Below are 19429 nucleotides of genomic sequence, written 5' to 3' on the forward strand. Positions count from 1 at the left end.
GGGGGCCGGATGATGGGAGCAGGGCGGCTTTGGTTACTTTGGCCAAGACCAAAGTAACCCGCCGTAAGGGCGGAAAGGTGACGAAAAGCCTCTATTGTCAATGAATGCGCATACATCTCCCAAAGCAATAACCATAAGCCCCGAACCCGAACCCGAACCTATACTCCACTCCACTCCCCACCATCACCAGCAAGGAGCCCCCCATGCCCCAGGAAAAACAAGGCACCTGCCTGTGCGGCGCCACGCACCTGAAGCTGACCCCCGACACCACCCACATCAGCGCCTGCCACTGCAGCATGTGCCGCAAATGGACCGGCGGCCCGCTGCTGGTCGTGCACTGCAGCCAACCGCCAAAAATCGAAGGCCGCGCCCCCAGCGTGTACAACTCCTCCGACTGGGCCGAGCGCGGCTTCTGCGGCCAGTGCGGCACGCACCTGTTCTACCGCCTCAAGCAGAACGACAGCTACGCCATCCCCATCGGCCTGATCGACGGCGACGAAGCCTGGGACTTCAACCTGCAGATCTTCATCGAGCAGAAACCCGCCTGGTACTGCTTCGCCAACTCCACCCGCGAGCTGACCGGCGAGCAGGCCTTCGAGGAATTGGGCTAAGGCTGGCCGAGTAACCAGTCGGCAAACACCTGGGCGGCCGGCGAGGGCAAGGTCTGGCGGTCGTGCACCAGGTAGTCGGCCTGCCCGGTGCGCACCACCAAGTCCGATACCGGGCGAATCAGCCCGGCGGCGATGCGGTCCCGAGCCATGGCCTCCCAGCCCAGCCCCACGCCCATGCCCTGAAGCACCGCATCGAACACCAGGTTCACCTGGTTGAAGGTCAAGGCATCGGCCGGCGCCTGGTAACGCACGCCAAAATGCGCGAACCAGTCGTGCCAGTCCAGGCAGTTCCAGGCCGAGGCGTCCAGCTGGATCAAGGGCAGCGTCTGCAGCTCGGCCAGGCTCTCGCCGCTGCCTAACGGGTGATGGCTGCTGGCGATGGGGAACACCACCTCGTCGAACAGCTTGCTGGCTTGCAAGGTGCGCCAGCGGCCATGCCCGTAGAGAATGCCGAAGTCGTACTCGCCGATCAGGCTCTCGTTGATGTCGTTGCTGGCGTGAATGTTCACCGTCAGCTCCGGGTGCTGCTCGCTGAAGCGCAGCAAGCGCGGGAACAGCCAGTACTGCGCCACCGCATGGGTGCAGATGACGCTGACATGGCGGTCGCCATGGCCGCTTTTGAGGCGCTGCACGTTGGCCAGCAACTGGTCGAGCATGGGCTCCACCACCCCCTGGAAATGCTCGCCGGCAAAGGTCAGGCTGATACCCCGGGCGCGGCGCTCGAACAGCTGCGCGCCCAGGTGGTCCTCCAGCAGTCGGATCTGCTTGCTGACTGCGCTTTGGGTGAGGTACAGCTCGCCGGCGGCGCGGGTGAAACTGCCGGTGCGGGCCACCGCTTCGAAGGCGATCAGGGTGTCCAGCGGGGGCAGGTGGCGGCTGTAGCGGCTCATGGCAGTGTCCGGGCAGGGCAGGTGCCGCCATCATAGAGCGAGGCATTCCTGCAGGGAATGGCTGCATGCGTATTGATCTTTTGCTTAAGGCCCGGTTGCGGCGCTAGCCTGCGCACATTCCAACAGAGGAGCGCGGACGTGAAACGCGGTGTGATGTATGCCGGCCTGGCCGGTGCGTTGTGGGGCATGGTGCTGATGGTTCCGGAGCTGTTGCCGGAGTTCAACCCGATGCTGTTGACCAGTGTGCGCTACCTGATGGTGGGCGTGATCTCGCTGCTGCTGGCGCTGCCGATGGCCCGGCAACTGCGCCGCTTGACCTTGGCCGACGCCTGGATGCTGCTGCGCCTGGCGGTGATCGGCAACCTCTTGTACTTCATCTGCCTGGCAGCGGCGATCCAGCACCTGGGCGTGGCCCCGGCCTCGCTGATCGTCGGTGTGCTGCCGCTGACCATCACCCTGTACGGGCGCAACGACAGCGGCTCGGTGCCCCTGGCCCGGCTGGTGGGGCCGCTGGCGCTGATCCTTGGCGGCATGCTGTGCATCAACCTGGAAACCTTCGCCTTCGCCCCGGGTGATATGGGCGACAAACTCATGGGCCTGTTCTACGCCCTTGCAGCGCTGGCCTGCTGGACCTGGTACGCGGTGCAGAACAGCCGTTACCTCAAGCAGTGCGGGCATTTCGACAGCCACCAGTGGTCGGTGTTGTGCGGTGTGCTGACCGGCCTTGCCAGTGTGGTGCTGGTGGCGGTGCTGGCGCTGTGGCAGCCGCAGCAGTTGCAGGTGGAGGCGCCGGCTTCGCGCTGGTGGCTGTTCTGGCTGGCCAGCCTGGGTTGCGCGGTACTCGGCTCGTGGCTGGCGATGGCATTGTGGAACGCAGCGTCCAAGCGCTTGCCGTTGACCTTGAGCGGCCAACTGATCGTGTTCGAGACCCTGTTCGCCCTGCTGTACGCCTTCCTTTGGCGCCAGAGCGGCCCGACCCTGCTGGAAGCGGCGGCGATCGTGCTGGTGATCGGCGGTGTGCTGTGGTCGATGCGCCAGCACGAAACGCCACGGGCGCTTGCCAAACCGGTGCATTCCTGACAAAACGGCGGCCATTCGCAACCGCTTAGAGGAACCTGCCATGAGCAGTGAGCTGCAAGTCATCGATGTTCAGGAGGGCGACGGCAAGGCCGTGGTCAAGGGCGCGCTGATCACCACCCAGTACACCGGCTGGCTGGCCGACGGCAGCGAGTTCGACTCGTCCTGGGCGCGGGGCAAGCCGTTCCAGTGCGTGATCGGCACCGGCCGGGTGATCAAGGGTTGGGACCAGGGCCTGATGGGCATGCGCGTAGGTGGCAAGCGCCGGCTGCAGGTCCCGGCGCACCTGGGCTACGGCGAGCGCAGCGTGGGTTCGATCCCGCCGGGCTCGGACCTGACCTTCGAAATCGAACTGCTGGAAGTGCTGACCCGCGACGACTGAAGCGTTCACGGATCTGCCATGCAACCGACGCCATAGCGCAACCTTCGCCCGTTACTGTCGAGGTTGCTCAAGGAAGACCCTTCAAGGATGAGCCTTCTCCAGCGGCCGGTGCCCGCCACCGCGCCGCTGGCAAGGAAGCCCCGGCCCATTGCGGCTGACGCGTGGCGCAAGGAATCAGGTGTGCAAGCGAGCCGCATACCCTGTGGGAGCAACTGTCTGCCGGCTTCATCGACGGCAAGCCGGCTCCTACAGGTACGGCACTGGTCTGAAGCTCATGCGATCCCTGTGGGAGCGGGCTTGCCCGCGAACACCGGCAAAGCCGGTGCCAGGCACCGTGTCGACAGCTTCGCGGGTAAACCCGCTCCCACAGGTCCTTGCCAAGCCAACCTGTTGTACAGGAGCAGCCCCGCGCACTCTTCACGCTGGTGCCATCATCCCCCGCGCCCTCTGCGCAAAATCCCCCACCAGTTCCTCCAGCCCATGCTGCATCGCCTCACTGGCCCGGGTCAGCGCATACACCGTCACCGCAACCCCCGGCTGCAACGGCCTGGACTGCCCGGCCGGCAAACCATGCGCGGTGAACGGGTCGACCAGTGCCAAACCCGCCCCGGCTTCGGCCATGGCCCGGGCCAGGGCGTAGGTCTGCACCTGCACATCGATGCGCGCGGGCGGCTCGATACCCCGCAGGCACTGGCTGACCCGGTTGGCCAGCGGGTCGCTGCTGCTCAGGCCGATCAGTGGCGCATCGGCAAGCTCGTCCACCGGCAGCGGCATGCCCGCCTGCTGCGCAGGCCAGTAACCGACAGGGGCCACCACCCTCAGTTCGCCACTGGCAAGCGGCTTTACGTTGAGCCCCGGATGCTGCGGGTCGTGCAGGGTCAGCGCCAGGTCGATCTCGCGCATCAGCAGGTGCTGCACCAGCTCGCGGCTATGCAGGCTGGCCAGCTCGCAGCGGCTGGCGGGGTGGCGTTGCTGCCAGGCGGCTATAACCTGCGGCAGCAGTGCCTGGGACAACGCCGGCGTGGCGCCGATACGCAGCGCCAGTGCCGGTTGTCGACGCAGGCTCACGGCCAGCCGGCGCACGGCGTCCAGGCCGTCGCTGACCTTGTCCATCTCGTGTTCCAGCAGCAAGGCCTCGGGGGTCACCTGCAGTTTGCCGCGCACCCGGCGAAACAGGGCAAAGCCCAGTTGCTGTTCGGCATGCTGCAACACCTTGGATACCGCTGGCTGGCTGACATGCAGCAACTGCGCGGCAGCGCTGACGGACCCGGCCTGGCGGATGGCCTGGAAAACTTCGATATGTCGCAGGCGCATGGCGCACTCCATAACCTTTGCTCATACCCTGGGCATGATCCGGCATTATCCGCCGGCTGTCATCGGCCTTAGCCTGAGCGCACCAGACGGGAGGCGATGATGAGCAAGCGAGTGACGGTGATCGGTGGTGGCGTGATCGGCTTGGCCACGGCTTATGCCCTGGTGCGCGAAGGCCGCGAGGTGACCTTGATCGAGGGCCGCGACAGCCTGGGCAGTGGTACCAGCTTTGCCAACGGCGGGCAGCTGTCGTACCGCTACGTGTCGCCGCTGGCCGACGCCGGGGTGCCGTGGCAGGCGTTGGGCTGGTTGCTGCAAGGCGATTCACCGTTGCGCCTGCGGCTGCGCATGGACCCGGCGCAGTGGCGTTGGCTGGCGGGCTTTGTGGGCGCTTGCCGGCGCTCGGTGAACCGGCGCAACGGCGCCCGCCTGCTGGAGCTGGCCCTGCACAGCCAGGCCACCTTGGCGCGCTGGCGCGGGGAGGATGCAATGGCGGGTTTTGCCTGGCGGCGCAACGGCAAGCTGGTGGCGTTTCGCAGCGAAGCGGCGTTCGCCAAGGCGCGGGCGAGCCTGATTGATGCAAATGCGCAACAGGTGCTCGATGGTAATGCGTTGCGCCAGCTTGAGCCCGCATTGGCCGATGCCCCCTTCATGGGCGGCATCCATACCCCGGATGAGGAAGTTGCCGACTGTCACCAGTTTTGCCTGGCCTTGGCAGCGCGCTTGCAGGCCTCCGGGCGATGCAGGTTTTTACTTGGGCAGCCAGTGAAGCGCCTGCTGCATGAGCAGGGGCAGGTGGTGGCGCTGCAGCTTGGTGATGAGCGGCTGGCGGTGCAGCAGGTGGTGCTGTGCGCCGGTCATCGCAGTGCTGCGCTGGGCTTGCCTGGCCTGCGCCTGCCGTTGTACCCGTTGAAGGGTTACAGCCTGACGGCACCGATTTTTGCCGGGCAGCGGGCGCCGCAGTTGAGCGTGACCGACTACGAACGCAAGGTGGTCTACGCCCGCTTGCACGACCAACTGCGGGTGGCGGCGATGGTGGATATCGTCGGCTTCGACGAAGGGCTTGAACAGCACAGGCTGGCGACCCTGGAGCGGCTGGCCAGGGCGACCTTGCCGGATGCAGCGCAGTATGACGCGGCGCAGGCCTGGGCGGGGATGCGCCCGGCGACACCCAGCGGGGTGCCGCTGATCGGGGATACGGCCTATCGCAACCTGTGGTTGAACATCGGGCATGGGGCGCTGGGGTTCACCCTGGCCTGTGGCAGTGCCGAGCGCCTGGCCGGGGTGATCCCCCTGTAGGAGCCGGCTTGCCGGCGATGAGGCCGGAGCTGTGTGTCATGGCTGCCGGCCCTATCGCTGGCAAGCCAGCTCCTACAGGCGATGAGGCCGGAGCTGTGTGTCATGGCTGCCGGCCCTATCGCTGGCAAGCCAGCTCCTACAGGGGGTGAGGCCGGACCTGTGTGTCGGGGCTGCCGGCCTCATCGCTGGCAAGCCAGCTCCTACAGGGGATATGTCGGACTGATCAACGCCCGAACCGCATCGGCCAGCCGATCACCTTCTTCGCCCGCGGCGTGGCATAGGTGCGCACCTTCGAGGTGCTCAGGCCCAGGCGCACCAGCGACTCGGCCAGGGTCACCGCCGCACTCACACCATCCACCACCGGTACCCCGGTGCGCTGGCGGATCTGTTCGTCGAGCCCGGCCATGCCGCCGCAGCCCAGGCAGATCACCTCGGCCTTGTCGTCGCGCACGGCGCGCTCGGCCTGCTCGACGATGGCCTCTACCGCGCGCTGCGGGTCGGCCTCCAGTTCCAGCACCGCCAGGCCGCTGGCGCGCACCGAGGCGCAGCGCTCATACAGGCCCGAGAGCTTCAGGCGGTCTTCGATCAGCGGTACGGTGCGGTCCAGGGTGGTCACCACCGAGTAGGCGTGGCCCAGGTACATGGCGGTGCTGGCGGCGGCGTCGGTGATGTCCACCACCGGCACGTTCAGCAGCTCCTGCAGGCCCTCGCGGCCATGCTCGCCGTAACCGGCCTGGATCACCGCATCATAGGGTTGGTCGTAGGCCAGCACGCGGTCCATCACGGCAATCGCGGCCAGGTAGCTCTCGAAGTTGCCCTCCACTGATTCTGCGCCGAACCAAGGGGTCAGGCCGACGATCTCGGTGCCGGGGGCTGCGACGCTGCGGGCCTGCTCGGCGATGGCCTCGGTGATGGCTTCGGTGGTGTTGACGTTGACGATCAGAATACGCATGGCTTGGCTCCGGGAATTCAGTGGCTGCTGTGGTCGACGGCGATGCATTCACCGCTCACGTCGTGGTAGTGGCGATGGCGCGGCGCAACCAGCAGGTACACGGCGGCGGCGATGCCGGCACCGATCAGCCAGGAGAACGGCGCAACGCTGTGGAAGTTGGGCACCAGGGCCAGGACGATGGCCAGCAGCGCGGCCGGCAGGAACGCGGCCACGGCGCGCAGGTTGATGCCGCGGCTGTAGTGGTAGGCGCCGGCGGGGTTTTCGCTGTACAGCTCGGGCACATTGATGCAGCCCTTACGCAGCAGCCAGTAGTCGGCCATGATCACGCCGTACAGCGGGCCGAGCAGGGCGCCCAGGCCCGAGAGGAAGTACACGATCACCAGCGGGCTGTTGTAGAGGTTCCACGGCAGAATCACCACCGCCAGCGTGGCGCTGATCAAGCCGGCGCGGCGGAAGTTCAGGTGGCGCGGCGCCAGGTTGCTGAGTACGAAGGCCGGGGCGACGAAGTTGGCCATGATGTTGACCGCCACGGTGACGATCAGGAAGGCCATGCAGCCCAGTACCAGGAACGCGGTGTTAGGGATGCTGGCGACGATTTGCGTCGGGCTGTCGATGACCTGGCCGTTGATCTGGAACTGCGCGCCGCACAGCACCACGGTAATGGCGGCGAACACCAGGATGTTCACCGGCAGGCCCCAGAAGTTGCCCACGCGGATGGTCTTGCGGCACGGCGCGCTGCGGGCGAAGTCGCAGAAGTTCAGTACCAGGGTGCCGTAGATCGCCAGCCACAGCGCGCCGCCGGCAAAGATGTTGCGCCACATCTCGTAACCGGTCAGCGGTTCTGCCACCGACCAGGCAATGCGCGCGTCGGCCTTGAAGTACATGAACACCGCCAGGCTGGCCACGGTCAGCAGGATCACAGGTCCCGCGAAGGCCTCGTAGCGGCGCACCATCTCCATGCCATAGGCGAGAATCACCAGTTGCACCAGCCAGATCGCCACGAAGCACACCCAGCCCAGGCTCGACAGGCCAAGGATGCTGTCGTGGTCGTACACGGCCACCTGTGGCCATACGGCCGTCAGCAACACCCGCAACACCACCGACGCCAGGTAGGTCTGGATGCCGAACCAGGCGATGGCGATCACCGCGCGGATCAGCGCCGGAATTTGCGCGCCGTGGATGCCGAAGGCGATACGGCTGATGACCGGGAAGGGCACGCCGGTCTTCTGGCCCATGTAGCCGGACAGGTTCATGAAGAAGTACACCAGCGCCGCGCCGATCGCCAGCGACAGCAAAATCTGCCAGCCGCCCAGGCCCAGGGCGAACAGGCCCATGGCGAAGGAGTAGTTGGCGATGTTGTGCACATCGTTGGTCCACAGCGCGAAGATGCTGTAGCCGCCCCAGCGACGGCCTTCGGCCTTGGTCGGGGCGAGGTCGCGGTTGTGCAGGCGCGGGCTCAGTTCGAGGTTGGCCGGCTGGCCTTCGAGGGCGGTAGGGGTAGGGCTGGTGCTGGCAACGGAAAGTTCAGGGGCAAGGTCGAGGCTGCTAGGCATTCCGGCGGCTCCTGATGCGTGTGACTGCGATGAGCGGGCGCTGGCGCACGGGCTCGCCATCTCGTCGGTGCAGGCGTTGGCATCACAGGGTTCTGGGCGCAACGGTCGCCTGTGGGGCGACGCTGCGAGTTCTTGTGTATTTATGTTTTGTTTAAGTTGTATACAAAACACGAACACACAAAAGCCAGTTCCGTGCCAGGGTGAATCCAGTTTTTAGTTGGCCACTATTTTGAATCCAGGTTGTTGAAATGTAAGTAAATGAAATAAAGAGAATATAAGTTGACCAAATGAACAGGTTTAATTTTTAGAGGGTGTTGTTAGTTGATCGATTGGTCAGAATTAGTTGCGGGAAGTGTGTAACTTATTGGGGCGTTACCTGTGGAAAGTGCACACAAAAATGGCACTTAAGGTGACATTTGTGTGTACAAAAAAATCGCCTGTAGGAGCGGCCTTGTGCCGCGAAAGGCTCGCGTAGCGGGCCCAGGGTCTGTGCACCATCCAATATCGTCGGGCCCGCTACGCGGGCCTTTCGCGACACAAGGCCGCTCCTACAGGGGGCGCGTCTGCCTCAGGTGTTACGCCATCGGCGGCAGGCGCCGCTTGACCGGGGTTTTCTTGATGATCGCGGTATTGGTCTCGGCCAGCACGTTCAGGCGGTCGAGCAGGGTGTCCAGTTGTTCCATCGAGCGCACGTGCAGGCGGGCGATGAAGCAGTCTTCGCCGGTGACCTTGTCGCACTCGGTGAACTCGGGGATGGCGATGATCTGCCGTTCCACCTCCTGCAACTGCCCGGGCAACGGGCGAATGCGCACGATGGCCTGCAGCTGGTAGCCGAAGCAGCGCGGGTCCACCTCCACCGTGTAACCGCGCAGCACACCGCGTTCTTCAAGCCTGCGCAGGCGCTCGCTGACGCTGGGCGCGGAAAGCCCGCTGACCTGGGCCAGGGCCTTGAGCGAGCGGCGCGAATCTTCCATCAGGGCGTTGATCAGCAGTTGGTCGATATCATCGGTCATGGCTACCTCATCAGGCGATTTGAAGAAATTGCCTTGATAGTAAAGGCCGATTCCAGTTTCTGCCTTGTTTATCCGCTGGAGGGCGCAGCGGGCGCCTGCGCATACTGTGGCCATCGTTTACAGGAGGTGTGGGATGGACAATTCATTGCGCCGTGGCTCGCTGGAGATGGTCGCCGCCATGCTGATTTCCGGGACCATCGGCTGGTTCGTGCTGGTGTCGGGCCTGCCGGTGGCCGAGGTGGTGTTCTGGCGCTGCGTGTTTGGTGCCGGCACCTTGCTGGTGATCTGTGCGGTGCTGGGCTTTCTCAAACCAGGGGTGATCAGCCGCACGGCGCTGCTGCTGGCGATCGCCAGCGGGGTGGCCATCGTCGGCAACTGGGTGCTGCTGTTTGCCTCTTATTCGCGGGCGTCCATTGCCATCGGCACGGCGGTGTACAACGTGCAGCCGTTCATGCTGGTGGGGCTGGCGGCGGTGTTTCTCGGCGAGAAGCTCAGCCTGGCCAAGCTCACCTGGCTCAGCGTGGCGTTTCTCGGCATGCTGGCGATCGTCAGCGCCCACGGCGCCGGGCAGGGCAGTGGTGACGACTACCTGCTGGGCATCGCCCTGGCGCTGGGGGCGGCGCTGCTGTACGCCATCGCTGCGTTGATCATCAAGCGCCTGAAGGGCACGCCGCCGCACCTGATCGCGCTGATCCAGGTAGTCACCGGGGTGCTGCTGCTGGCGCCGTTCGTGCGGCCTGCCGGGTTGCCGGCAGAGCCTTCGGCGCTGGCCAGCCTGGTCACCCTGGGCATCGTGCATACCGGGGTGATGTACGTGCTGCTGTACAGCGCCATCCAGCGCTTGCCCACGGCACTGACCGGGGCGCTGTCGTTCATCTACCCGATTGCGGCCATTCTGGTGGACTGGGTGGCCTTCGGGCACCGCCTGGCGGCGCTTCAGTGGCTGGGGGTGGGGCTGATTCTGTTGGCGGCGGCGGGGATGCAGCAGGGCTGGTGGTGGCGCCCGGCGCGACTTGCCCCGCGATAGGGCCGCAGCAGGTAGAATGCCGCTTTTTACCAGTTGCGACCCGCCATGACCTCGCCGACACACACCCTTGAGCAACACCTGCTCGCCGCCCTCGACCCTGCCCCCAGCGAAACCCGCCGCCTGTTCCACGGCCGTGGCCGTTGCTGGCCGGGGCTGGAGCAGGTCACCGTCGACTGGCTGCAGGGCGTGCTGTCGGTGGCACTGTTCCGCGAGCCGGAGCCGGGCCAACTGGCCGAGCTCGAGGCCATGCTGCAGCGCCTGGCCGAGCGCCCGCAATGGACTGGCCAGGCGATGCTCATCCAGCACCGCTACCTGCCCGACAGCCCGGGCCAGTGGCTCTTGGGCGAGCCCTGCCAGCAGCGCGAGGTGGTGGAGGACGGCCTGACCTACCTGCTCGACCTGGGCGTACGGCAGAACACCGGGCTGTTCCTCGACATGCGCTACGGCCGGCGCTGGGTGCGCGAGCAGGCGGCCGGCAAGCGGGTGCTCAACCTGTTCGCCTACACCTGCGGTTTTTCGGTGGCGGCGATTGCCGGTGGCGCCGAGCAGGTGGTCAACCTGGACATGGCCAAGTCGGCACTGTCGCGCGGGCGCGACAACCACCGCCTGAACCAGCACGATGCGTCGCGGGTGGCTTATCTCGGGCATGAGCTGTTCAAGTCGTGGGGCAAGGTGCGCAAGTACGGGCCCTATGACCTGATCATCATCGACCCGCCGACCTTCCAGCGCGGCAGCTTCGTGCTGACCCAGGACTACGGCAAGATCCTGCGGCGCTTGCCTGAATTGTTGAATGACGGCGGGACGGTGCTGGCATGCGTGAACGACCCAGGCATCGGGCCGCAGTTCTTGATCGACGGCATGGCCGAACATGCGCCGGGGCTGGGGTTTGTCGAGCGGCTGGAGAACCCGCCGGAGTTTCCTGATGTGGACCCGGCGGGGGGGCTCAAGGCCTTGGTATTCCGCCAGGTTTGATGCTGTCTGTGCTGGCCTCTTCGCGGGTAAACCCGCTCCCACAGGTGTGGCGCAAGGCCTGAGAGCTACGCCGTACCTGTGGGAGCGGGTTTAGCCGCGAAGAAGCCAATATCAAGCTGAGACTCCGCGCAGCGGCACGGGATACACCTGGGCAAAACTCACGTTGTCAGTCTGGTCCACACGCTTTTTCAGCCGCTCGTTGAACGCCCGGCTGACCGCATACTGCCCCCCGGAAATGGTGCGGAACTGCGCCGTCAGCACAAAGCCGTTGAGGTCCATGCGGTCCACCCCGAACACCTGCAGCGGCCCCTGCAGGTTGATGCGCAGCAGCGGGTCTTCGCTGATCGACTGCCCCACCTCATGGATCAACCCCAGCGCCTGGTCGACATCGCTGTCGTAGGTGAACTGCACCGAGAAAAACGCATAGGCGAACTGCCGCGACTGGTTGGTGACCGCCTTGATCTGGCCGAACGGCACCGAATGCACGAAGCCCTTGCCGTCGCGCAGGCGCAGGGTGCGGATGGTCAGGCTCTCGACGGTGCCGGCGTGGCCGGAGTCGAGCACCACCCAGTCGCCGATCGAGATGGTGTCCTCGATCAGGATGAACAGCCCGGTGATCACATCCTGCACCAGCTGCTGCGAGCCGAAGCCGATGGCCAGGCCGATCACCCCGGCGCCGGCCAGCAGAGGCGCGACGTTGATGCCCAGGTTGGCCATGGTGGTGATGGTGCAGATGACGATCAGGATCACCTTGATGGCGTTGCGCAGCATCGGCAGGATGGTCCGCACCCGGGTGCTGGGCTGGCGCGCCTTGCTGCGCCCGAGCGGGGGCTTGAGGGCCTCCTGGATGGCAGTGTCGAGCACCACCCACAGCAGCCAGGTGACCAGCAGGATCAGGCCGATGCTCGACAGCGAATTGCTGATGGCCTGGCCCAGGCTGTTGCTCAGGGCAAAATCGATCACCGAGAAGCCCCAGATACGCCCGAGCAGCTCGATGAAGGTGATCGCCATGGCAATGCGCAACAGGGCGTGGGCGAGGCTGCGCAGCAGCTCCTTGTAAGGCCGCACCCGCTGCGCCGGGTCCGTTTCGCGCGGCGCCAGCAGGTGTTGCAGCAGGGTGCTGAGGAACACCGTCGACACCAGCAGCACGGTGGTCAGCAAGGCGTTTTGCAGGGCTTTCTGGCTTTCTTCGCCGGCGCCGACCAGGTGGATGGCCGAGACCAGGATCATCAGCAGAATCGGCAGGTACCACACCGCCGAGAAGATGCGCAGGGTCTCCTGCACGGCGCGGTGCTGCACGCGGTCCTTGTAGCTGCGGTTGCGGATCAGGTGGGCGACCGGCCGGCGCAGGCGGATCACCAGGCTTGCGAAGATGATGGTGGCGGCAAGGCCGGTGAGCACGGCGATGCTGGCGGTGATGTTGCCGCCCAGCTGGCGGGCGATCTGCGGGCTGGTCAGGGCGTCGCTCCAGGCCGCGAGAAAGCCGATCAGAAACAGCGGGCGCGGTGTCAGGCGCTTGATCAGGGCCACGGCCGGGCGCTTGTGGCCTGCGTCGAACAGGGTGATCAGGCACAGGATGATCGAGGTGGAGAACAATCCGCTGCTGGTGGCGTAGGCCAGGCTCAGGCCCAGGGCGCGGGCCACCGAGGGGTCGAGAAAGCGGCTGGCGTACAGGGTCAGCGGCAGGCTGGCCAACGCCGGCAGGGTGTAGGGCAGCAGGTAGCCGAGCAGGCTGCTGGCGCGTTTGCGCGGGCTTAGCCAGGCGCCGGCGCACGCACGCCTGGCGGCCCAGCGGCCGAGGCTTGTGAGCAGCGCGAAGCTGGCCACCCAGGTGATGGTGAGCAGCAGGAAGTTGCCGGCCAGGTGCAGCGAGTCGGTGGCCGAGTGCTTGTCGACCAGGCGCTCCACTTCCTTGGCGGCGCGGTCGGTGCGCAGGCGCCAGGCGTCCACCAGGTGGGCGTCCAGGTCCAGCTCCTGGGCGGCGCTGTCCAGGCCATCGGCCAGGGCGCCGAGCAGCCCGCCTTGCAAGACTGCGGCGGGTTCGGCGGGTGGTTCATCGGCGGGGGCGGGCTCGGCGGCCAGCAGGTGGGTGCTCAGCAGGCAGCTGAACAACAGGGTGGAGAAAGCGCGCAGCACGTGAGTACTCCTTGGGCCGGTGAGGGGCAGGGTTACTCAAGGAGCTGATTGGTAGGGGCGGGGAAAGTTCGATTGGTGTGTTGCCTGCGCCGGCCTCTTCGCGGCTGAAGCCGCTCCTACAGGTATCGCACAAACCCTGTGGGAGCGGCTTCAGCCGCGAAGAGGCCGGACCTGCATGCATCAATTACTGGTTGGTGTAGATCTGGTCGAACACCCCACCATCATTGAAGTGGGTCTTCTGCACGGTGCGCCAGTCGCCGAAGGTTTTCTCCACCGACAGGAAGTCGACTTTCGGGAAGCGGTCGGTGTACTTGGCCAGCACCGTGGCGTCACGCGGGCGCAGGTAGTTCTGTGCGGCGATTTCCTGGGCGGCAGGCGACCACAGGTACTTGAGGTATTCCTCTGCCACAGCCTGGGTGTTCTTCTTCGCCACCACCTTGTCGACCACGCTGACCGGCGGCTCGGCTTCGGCCGACACGCTTGGGTAAACCACCTCGAACTGGTCGCGGCCGAACTCGCGGGCGATCATTTCGGCCTCGTTCTCGAAGGTCACCAGCACGTCGCCGATCTGGTTGGTCATGAAGGTGGTGGTGGCGGCGCGGCCGCCGGTGTCCAGCACCGGCGCCTGCTTGAACAGCTTGCCGACGAATTCGCGGGCCTTGGTTTCGTCACCGCCCTGCTTGAGCACATAGCCCCAGGCCGAGAGGTAGGTGTAGCGGCCGTTACCCGAGGTCTTGGGGTTGGGCACGATCACCTGCACGCCGTCCTTGAGCAGGTCGGGCCAATCTTTCAGCGCCTTGGGGTTGCCCTTGCGCACGATGAACACGGTGGCCGAGGTGAACGGCGCGCTGTTGTTCGGAAGGCGCATCACCCAGTTGTCCGGCACCAGCTTGCCGTTGTCGGCCAGGGCGTTGATGTCGGTGGCCATGTTCATGGTGATGACATCGGCCGGCAGGCCGTCGATTACCGCGCGGGCCTGCTTGCTCGAGCCGCCGAAGGACATCTGCACGTTGACCTTCTCGTTGTGCTCGGCTTCCCAGTGCTTCTGGAACGCCGGGTTGTAGTCCTTGTAGAAGTCGCGCATCACGTCGTAGGAAACGTTGAGCAGGGTTGGCGCGGCCTGGGCCAGGTTGCCCAGGGCCAGGCCTGCGGCGAGCAGCGAGGCGCTGAAGATTTTTTTCACGTTGCGTCCTTGTTATTGAATGGGGAGTGGCAGAGTGCCTGCGACTATAGCGGGTGGCTGTGTGGCGGCTAAAGAACAAAAACAGCTTTGGTTATGTCGTTGTGGCTGCTGGCCCTATCTCCGGCAAGCCGGCTCCTACAGGGACCGTGCAGTGTTCAGGCCTGCTGTGATCCTGTGGGAGCGGGTTTACCCGCGAAGAGGCCGGCACAGGCAGGCTTCATTGCTTGGGAAACAGCACGTTCCCGCAGCGCGAACAAAACGCTGCGCCATGCTCATGGGTCTTTTTGCTGCACACCGGGCAGTCATGCTGCAACTGCTCGCCACGCATGGCATTGGCCAGCTCGGCGGTGAAGATGCCGGTCGGCACGGCAATGATCGAATAACCGGTGATCATCACCAGCGACGACAGCACCTGCCCCAGCGGCGTCTTCGGCACGATGTCGCCAAAGCCCACGGTGGTCAGGGTGACAATGGCCCAGTAGATGCCCTTGGGGATGCTGGTAAAGCCATGTTCGGGCCCTTCGACCACGTACATCAGCGTGCCGAACACGGTCACCAGGGTCGATACGCTGACCAGAAACACGATGATCTTCTGCTTGCTGCCCTGCAGCGCCGCCAGCAGGTAATGGGCCTGCTTCAAATACGGGCTGAGCTTGAGCACGCGGAAGATCCGCAGCATGCGGATGACGCGGATGATCAGCAGGTACTGGGCGTCGCTGTAGTACAGGGCGATGATCCCCGGCACGATCGCCAGCAGGTCCACCAGCCCGTAGAAGCTGAACGCATAGCGCAACGGCTTGGGTGAGCAGTACAGGCGGGTCAGGTATTCGGCCAGGAAGATGGCCGTGAAGCCCCACTCGATGGCCGCCAGCAGCCCGGCGTAGCCCTGGTGCACCTCGTCGATGCTGTCGAGGATCACCGTTACCAGGCTGGCCAGGATGATCAGCAGCAGGGCCTTGTCGAAGCGCCGGCCGGCAACGGTGTCGGTCTGGAAGACGATGATATAGAGCCGCTCGCGCAGGCTCACCGGGTTGTCCATGGGCTCTTTCCATTGTGCGATGGGCAGAGCCTAGGGGTTGGGTTTCAGCTGTGCAAGCGAGGGGCGTTTCGGCGCTGGTTGGCCTGGGTCAGGTGGTTGCACAGGTGCATCAGCCAGCAGGCCACCACAAAGGGCGCGGTCAGGCCTGCCACCGGCAGCAGGTTGAACAACGGCTGCAACAGCAGCGCCAGGGCGATGGCCAGCAAGGTCATCCACGGCCGTTCACCTTGGCGGCTGAAGGCCAGCGCTGCCAATGCTGCATTGAACCCGTACAACCCCATCCACACCGCCTGCCCCTCACCGGCCAGCAGCGCCACGGCGCCGCCGAGCATCGAGCCGATCACCGCCCAGGTGGCGGCGTAGGGGTTGGCGAAGTACATGCCGATAACGATCAGCAGCCCGGCCATGGGCTTGTCGAGCAGGAAGATCTGCCCCACCCCGCGCAGCAGGGCGTACAGCGGGTCGGCCTCGACGTAGGCAGTTGCGGCAGGCTCGGCCATCATCAGCGTGGCCCAGCCGAGCAGTACGAAGGGTGCGGTATAGGCTACCAGCAGCTTGCCGCCGCGCTTGCGCCACTGGTGGGTGAGCATGCTCGACAGCCCCCCGGCGGCGATGATCAGCGGCGGCAAGATGGCCGACCAGGGCAGCACGGCGCTGATCAGAATGCCGATCAGCACGCCGTTGTAGCAGTACAGCCCGGCCTGGCGGTCGGCGCGGTCGTAGCCGCGGCGCTGGGCCGTGAGCAGGCCGGCCAGGGCACCGAGCAGGGCGCCGCCGACCAGCGCCGGGGCAGTCAGCAGGATGGCCAGCAGGCAGCACAGGCCGCACAGCGGGTTGCGCAGCAGCAGCACCTGGCTGAAGCCGTTGAGCAAAGCCGTGGCCCAGTCGGGGCACGGGTTGACGAAATTTTTGGTGTACATGGGCAGTCAGTGAGGTTGGGGGTAAGCGCAGGGCCTCTTTGGGCCTCGATTTTTGCGCAGTTATCAGGTGTATCACGGCCCCTGTGGGAGCGGGCTTGCCCGCGAATGCGTCAGCCCAGGCAACATCGTTGCGGCGGCTGGCCTCTTCGCGGGCAAGCCCGCTCCCACAGGGTTGATGCTGTGCCTTACACCAGCGTCTCGATCCGCAGCGTATTAGTCGACCCCGGCTTGCCGAAAGGCACACCGGCGGTGATCAGCAGCGTGTCGCCACGGCTGGCCATGCCTTGCGCCTGGGCGATTTCCAGGGCGGTGGAGACCACCTCGTCGACCTGGCGCAGGCGGTCGTTGACCACCGAGTGCACGCCCCAGGCCACGCTCAGGCGGCGAGCGGTCTTGAGGTTTGGCGTGAGGTTGAGGATCGGTGCCCGGGGCCGTTCGCGCGCAGCACGCAGGGTCGAGGTGCCCGACTCGCTGTAGTTGACCAGCACCGCCACCGGCAGGATGCCGCTGATGCGGCGGATGGCGCAGCTGATGGCGTCCGACACGGTGGCCTCGGCCTTGGGCCGGCCCACGTCGAGCTGGGCCTGGTAGTCCGGGCCGTTCTCCACCTGGCGGATGATCTTGCTCATCATCTGCACCGCTTCGAGCGGGTAATCGCCTGAGGCGGTCTCGGCCGACAGCATCACCGCGTCTGCGCCTTCGGCCACGGCGTTGGCCACGTCGGTGACCTCGGCGCGGGTCGGGGCCGGGGAGAAGCGCATCGACTCGAGCATCTGCGTGGCCACCACCACCGGTTTGCCCAGCTGGCGGCAGGTGTTGATGATCTGCTTCTGGATCTGCGGCACGCTTTCGGCCGGCACTTCCACGCCTAAATCGCCACGGGCGACCATGATCGCGTCGGACAGCTCGGCGATGGCCTGCAGCTGTTCCACCGCCGAAGGCTTCTCGATCTTGGCCATCAGGTAGGCACGCTCGCCAATCAGCTGGCGCGCCTCGACGATGTCCTCGGGGCGCTGCACGAACGACAGGGCCACCCAGTCCACGCCCAGCTCCAGGCCGAAGCTGAGGTCGCGGCGGTCTTTTTCGGTGAGCGGCGAGAGGTCGAGCACCGCTTGCGGCACGTTGACGCCCTTGCGGTCGGACAGCTCGCCACCGTTCAGCACTTCGGTGTCGATGGCATCACTGTGCTTGGCGGTGACCCGCAGGCGCAGCTTGCCGTCGTCCAGCAGCAGGTCCATGCCTGGCTGCAGCGCGGCGATGATTTCCGGGTGCGGCAGGTTGACCCGGCGGCTGTCGCCCGGGGTGCTGTCCAGGTCCAGGCGCAGGGCCTGGCCGCGTTGCAGCTGCACCTTGCCTTCGGCGAAGCGGCCGACCCGCAGCTTGGGCCCTTGCAGGTCCATGAGGATGCCCAGCGGGTAGTTGAGCTGCTGCTCGACTTCGCGGATCCACTGGTAGCGCAGGGCGTGGTCGGCGTGCTCACCGTGGCTGAAGTTGAGGCGGAAGATGTTCACCCCGGCTTCGACCAGCTGGCGGATGTCGTCGATGCCTTTGATCGCAGGGCCGAGGGTGGCGAGGATCTTTACTTTTTTATCAGGCGTCATGATTGGGCAGTCTCGAGGATCAGGATGGCGCGGAAGTCGTTGACGTTGGTGCGGGTCGGCTCGGTGACGATCAGCGCATCGAGGGCGGCGAAGTAGCCGTAGCCGTTGTTGTTGTCCAGCTCGTCGGTGGCCGACAGGCCCAGGGCCTCGGCGCGGGCGTAGCTTGCGGGGGTCATGAAGGCGCCGGCGTTTTCTTCCGAGCCGTCGATGCCGTCGGTGTCACCGGCCAGGGCATACACGCCCGGCAGGCCCTTGAGGCTTTCGGTGAGGCTCAGCAGGAACTCGGCATTGCGCCCGCCGCGGCCATTGCCGCGCACGGTGACGGTGGTCTCGCCGCCGGAGAGGATCACGCAGGGGGCCTTCAGTGGCTGGCCGTGCAGGACGATCTGCCGGGCGATGCCGGCGTGCACCTTGGCCACCTCGCGCGACTCGCCTTCCAGGTCGCCGAGGATCAGCGGGCTGAAGCCGGCCTGGCGCGCCTTGACGGCGGCGGCCTCGAGCGACTGCTGGGGTTTGGCGATCAGCTGGAAGTGGCTGCGGGCCAGCGCCGGGTCATCGGCTTTGACGGTTTCCGAGGCGGGGTTGTTGAGCCAGTCGATGACTGCTTTTGGCGCGTCGATGTTGTAGCGCTTGATGATTGCCAGGGCATCGGCCGAGGTGCTCGGGTCGGCCACGGTGGGGCCGGAGGCGATGACCGTGGCCAGGTCGCCCGGTACGTCGGAGATGGCATAGGTGTAGACGGTGGCCGGCCAGCAGGCCTTGGCCAGGCGGCCGCCCTTGATCGCCGAGAGGTGCTTGCGCACGCAGTTCATCTCGCCGATGGTGGCGCCGGACTTGAGCAGCGCCTTGTTGATCTGCTGCTTGTCGGCCAGGGTCAGGCCTTCGGCGGGCAGGGCCAGCAGGGCCGAGCCACCGCCGGAGAGCAGGAAGATGACGCGGTCGTCTTCGCTGAGGTTGCTGACCAGGTCCAGCACGCGCTTGGCCACGGCGAGGCCTGCAGCGTCGGGGACCGGGTGGGCGGCTTCGACCACCTCGATCTTCTGGCAGTTGGCGCCATGGCCGTAGCGGGTCACGACCAGGCCCGAGACCTCGCCCTGCCAGCTTTTTTCGACCACTTCGGCCATGGCGGCGGCAGCTTTGCCGGCGCCGATGACGATGACCCGGCCGCTGCGGTCAGCGGGCAGGCAGGGTTCGAGGACTTGACGCGGGTGGGCGGCGGCGATGGCTGTGTCGAACAGGTCGCGGAGAAGTTTTTGCGGATCGACCGACATGGCAGGCTCCCATTTATTGTTGTTCTGCAGAATCGAAAACGCCCCTGGAACTGCCTCCGTGCAGGCCGAACCAGGGGCGGGTGTTGCTCGGGGGCACCTCGTGAATCTGTGGTGGCAGGTTCATGAGATGTTGGATCTTGGATCCCGGGGTCGCTTTGCGACCCTTTCGCGACGCAAGGCCGCTCCTACAGG

17 protein-coding genes are annotated in these 19429 nt (G+C 65.7%); 6 read left to right on the forward strand and 11 right to left on the reverse strand.

All coding sequences use genetic code 11. The features are described from left to right. Window positions 1-203: 203 nt before the first annotated feature. Window positions 204-611, forward strand: coding sequence for a GFA family protein (locus ACI2KK_RS25710; protein WP_404671169.1), 408 nt, complete (start codon window positions 204-206; stop codon window positions 609-611). Here ACI2KK_RS25710 and ACI2KK_RS25715 read toward each other — a convergent pair. Continuing rightward, on the reverse strand, window positions 608-1501 hold the full coding sequence (locus tag ACI2KK_RS25715) for a LysR substrate-binding domain-containing protein (RefSeq protein WP_404671170.1): 894 nt from the start codon (window positions 1499-1501) through the stop codon (window positions 608-610). The two genes, ACI2KK_RS25710 and ACI2KK_RS25715, sit on opposite strands and share 4 nt — an antisense overlap. Window positions 1502-1639: 138 nt before the next feature. Here ACI2KK_RS25715 and ACI2KK_RS25720 point away from each other — a divergent pair, with 138 nt between their 5' ends. Together ACI2KK_RS25720 and ACI2KK_RS25725 are read left to right on the forward strand one after the other, a co-directional pair. Beyond that, on the forward strand, window positions 1640-2581 hold the full coding sequence (locus ACI2KK_RS25720) for a DMT family transporter (RefSeq protein ID WP_404671171.1): 942 nt from the start codon (window positions 1640-1642) through the stop codon (window positions 2579-2581). 40 nt (window positions 2582-2621) lie between these two features. After that, a complete protein-coding gene (locus tag ACI2KK_RS25725) occupies window positions 2622-2960 on the forward strand; it encodes an FKBP-type peptidyl-prolyl cis-trans isomerase (RefSeq protein ID WP_369987424.1) in 339 nt (112 codons plus the stop codon). 417 nt (window positions 2961-3377) lie between these two features. Here ACI2KK_RS25725 and ACI2KK_RS25730 read toward each other — a convergent pair whose 3' ends face one another. Beyond that, on the reverse strand, window positions 3378-4274 hold the full coding sequence (locus ACI2KK_RS25730) for a LysR family transcriptional regulator (protein ID WP_404671172.1): 897 nt from the start codon (window positions 4272-4274) through the stop codon (window positions 3378-3380). A 99-nt stretch (window positions 4275-4373) separates the two neighbouring features. Between ACI2KK_RS25730 and ACI2KK_RS25735 the strand changes: the two genes are divergently transcribed. Next, window positions 4374-5570: a D-amino acid dehydrogenase gene (locus ACI2KK_RS25735; protein ID WP_404671173.1), complete on the forward strand. Its 1197-nt coding sequence runs from the start codon at window positions 4374-4376 to the stop codon at window positions 5568-5570. A gap of 223 nt (window positions 5571-5793) precedes the next feature. Here ACI2KK_RS25735 and ACI2KK_RS25740 read toward each other — a convergent pair whose 3' ends face one another. The 3 genes from ACI2KK_RS25740 to ACI2KK_RS25750 all read right to left on the reverse strand — a co-directional run bounded on the left by ACI2KK_RS25740 (window position 5794) and on the right by ACI2KK_RS25750 (window position 9088). Continuing rightward, complete coding sequence (locus ACI2KK_RS25740; protein ID WP_404671174.1) at window positions 5794-6522, reverse strand: aspartate/glutamate racemase family protein; 729 nt, start codon at window positions 6520-6522, stop codon at window positions 5794-5796. Between the two features lie 17 nt (window positions 6523-6539). Continuing rightward, on the reverse strand, window positions 6540-8075 hold the full coding sequence (locus ACI2KK_RS25745) for an NCS1 family nucleobase:cation symporter-1 (protein ID WP_404671175.1): 1536 nt from the start codon (window positions 8073-8075) through the stop codon (window positions 6540-6542). 575 nt (window positions 8076-8650) lie between these two features. Then, complete coding sequence (locus tag ACI2KK_RS25750) at window positions 8651-9088, reverse strand: Lrp/AsnC family transcriptional regulator (RefSeq protein WP_217885885.1); 438 nt, start codon at window positions 9086-9088, stop codon at window positions 8651-8653. Window positions 9089-9221: 133 nt separating this feature from the next. On the opposite strand from ACI2KK_RS25750, the gene ACI2KK_RS25755 reads away from it, so the two are divergent. Together ACI2KK_RS25755 and ACI2KK_RS25760 are read left to right on the forward strand one after the other, a co-directional pair. Continuing rightward, window positions 9222-10115 (forward strand): DMT family transporter, encoded by an 894-nt coding sequence (locus tag ACI2KK_RS25755; RefSeq protein ID WP_404671176.1) that lies wholly within the window; start codon window positions 9222-9224, stop codon window positions 10113-10115. 45 nt (window positions 10116-10160) lie between these two features. Further along, complete coding sequence (locus ACI2KK_RS25760) at window positions 10161-11087, forward strand: class I SAM-dependent methyltransferase (RefSeq protein ID WP_404671177.1); 927 nt, start codon at window positions 10161-10163, stop codon at window positions 11085-11087. Window positions 11088-11198: 111 nt separating this feature from the next. Here ACI2KK_RS25760 and ACI2KK_RS25765 read toward each other — a convergent pair whose 3' ends face one another. From ACI2KK_RS25765 to ACI2KK_RS25790, 6 genes are all read right to left on the reverse strand, one after another. Next, a complete protein-coding gene (locus ACI2KK_RS25765; protein WP_404671178.1) occupies window positions 11199-13223 on the reverse strand; it encodes a mechanosensitive ion channel family protein in 2025 nt (674 codons plus the stop codon). A 184-nt stretch (window positions 13224-13407) separates the two neighbouring features. Then, on the reverse strand, window positions 13408-14406 hold the full coding sequence (locus tag ACI2KK_RS25770) for a sulfate ABC transporter substrate-binding protein (RefSeq protein WP_404671179.1): 999 nt from the start codon (window positions 14404-14406) through the stop codon (window positions 13408-13410). A 217-nt stretch (window positions 14407-14623) separates the two neighbouring features. Next, window positions 14624-15445 carry an ion transporter gene (locus tag ACI2KK_RS25775; RefSeq protein ID WP_404671180.1) on the reverse strand — a complete coding sequence of 274 codons (822 nt, stop codon included), beginning with the start codon at window positions 15443-15445 and terminating at the stop codon, window positions 14624-14626. 44 nt (window positions 15446-15489) lie between these two features. Further along, window positions 15490-16365 (reverse strand): urea transporter, encoded by an 876-nt coding sequence (locus ACI2KK_RS25780; protein ID WP_404671181.1) that lies wholly within the window; start codon window positions 16363-16365, stop codon window positions 15490-15492. Window positions 16366-16550: 185 nt separating this feature from the next. Continuing rightward, window positions 16551-17966 carry a pyruvate kinase gene (gene pyk / locus ACI2KK_RS25785; RefSeq protein ID WP_404671182.1) on the reverse strand — a complete coding sequence of 472 codons (1416 nt, stop codon included), beginning with the start codon at window positions 17964-17966 and terminating at the stop codon, window positions 16551-16553. Then, window positions 17963-19237, reverse strand: a complete 1275-nt coding sequence (locus ACI2KK_RS25790) for a glycerate kinase (RefSeq protein WP_369987396.1) — start codon at window positions 19235-19237, stop codon at window positions 17963-17965. Before ACI2KK_RS25790 ends, pyk begins: the two co-directional genes overlap by 4 nt. Window positions 19238-19429: the final 192 nt, after the last annotated feature.

The organism is Pseudomonas sp. NPDC089406 (assembly GCF_044900265.1).
Taxonomy (GTDB): domain Bacteria; phylum Pseudomonadota; class Gammaproteobacteria; order Pseudomonadales; family Pseudomonadaceae; genus Aquipseudomonas; species Aquipseudomonas fakonensis.

Excerpts from the sequence above, each read along its gene's own strand:
- ACI2KK_RS25710 (WP_404671169.1), top strand. The coding sequence starts at position 204 with ATGCCCCAGGAAAAACAAGGCACCTGCCTGTGCGGCGCCACGCACCTG.
- ACI2KK_RS25715 (WP_404671170.1), bottom strand. The coding sequence starts at position 1,501 with ATGAGCCGCTACAGCCGCCACCTGCCCCCGCTGGACACCCTGATCGCC.
- ACI2KK_RS25725 (WP_369987424.1), top strand. The coding sequence starts at position 2,622 with ATGAGCAGTGAGCTGCAAGTCATCGATGTTCAGGAGGGCGACGGCAAG.
- ACI2KK_RS25730 (WP_404671172.1), bottom strand. The coding sequence starts at position 4,274 with ATGCGCCTGCGACATATCGAAGTTTTCCAGGCCATCCGCCAGGCCGGG.
- ACI2KK_RS25735 (WP_404671173.1), top strand. The coding sequence starts at position 4,374 with ATGAGCAAGCGAGTGACGGTGATCGGTGGTGGCGTGATCGGCTTGGCC.
- ACI2KK_RS25740 (WP_404671174.1), bottom strand. The coding sequence starts at position 6,522 with ATGCGTATTCTGATCGTCAACGTCAACACCACCGAAGCCATCACCGAG.
- ACI2KK_RS25745 (WP_404671175.1), bottom strand. The coding sequence starts at position 8,075 with ATGCCTAGCAGCCTCGACCTTGCCCCTGAACTTTCCGTTGCCAGCACC.
- ACI2KK_RS25750 (WP_217885885.1), bottom strand. The coding sequence starts at position 9,088 with ATGACCGATGATATCGACCAACTGCTGATCAACGCCCTGATGGAAGAT.
- ACI2KK_RS25755 (WP_404671176.1), top strand. The coding sequence starts at position 9,222 with ATGGACAATTCATTGCGCCGTGGCTCGCTGGAGATGGTCGCCGCCATG.
- ACI2KK_RS25760 (WP_404671177.1), top strand. The coding sequence starts at position 10,161 with ATGACCTCGCCGACACACACCCTTGAGCAACACCTGCTCGCCGCCCTC.
- ACI2KK_RS25775 (WP_404671180.1), bottom strand. The coding sequence starts at position 15,445 with ATGGACAACCCGGTGAGCCTGCGCGAGCGGCTCTATATCATCGTCTTC.
- ACI2KK_RS25780 (WP_404671181.1), bottom strand. The coding sequence starts at position 16,365 with ATGTACACCAAAAATTTCGTCAACCCGTGCCCCGACTGGGCCACGGCT.
- pyk (WP_404671182.1), bottom strand. The coding sequence starts at position 17,966 with ATGACGCCTGATAAAAAAGTAAAGATCCTCGCCACCCTCGGCCCTGCG.
- ACI2KK_RS25790 (WP_369987396.1), bottom strand. The coding sequence starts at position 19,237 with ATGTCGGTCGATCCGCAAAAACTTCTCCGCGACCTGTTCGACACAGCC.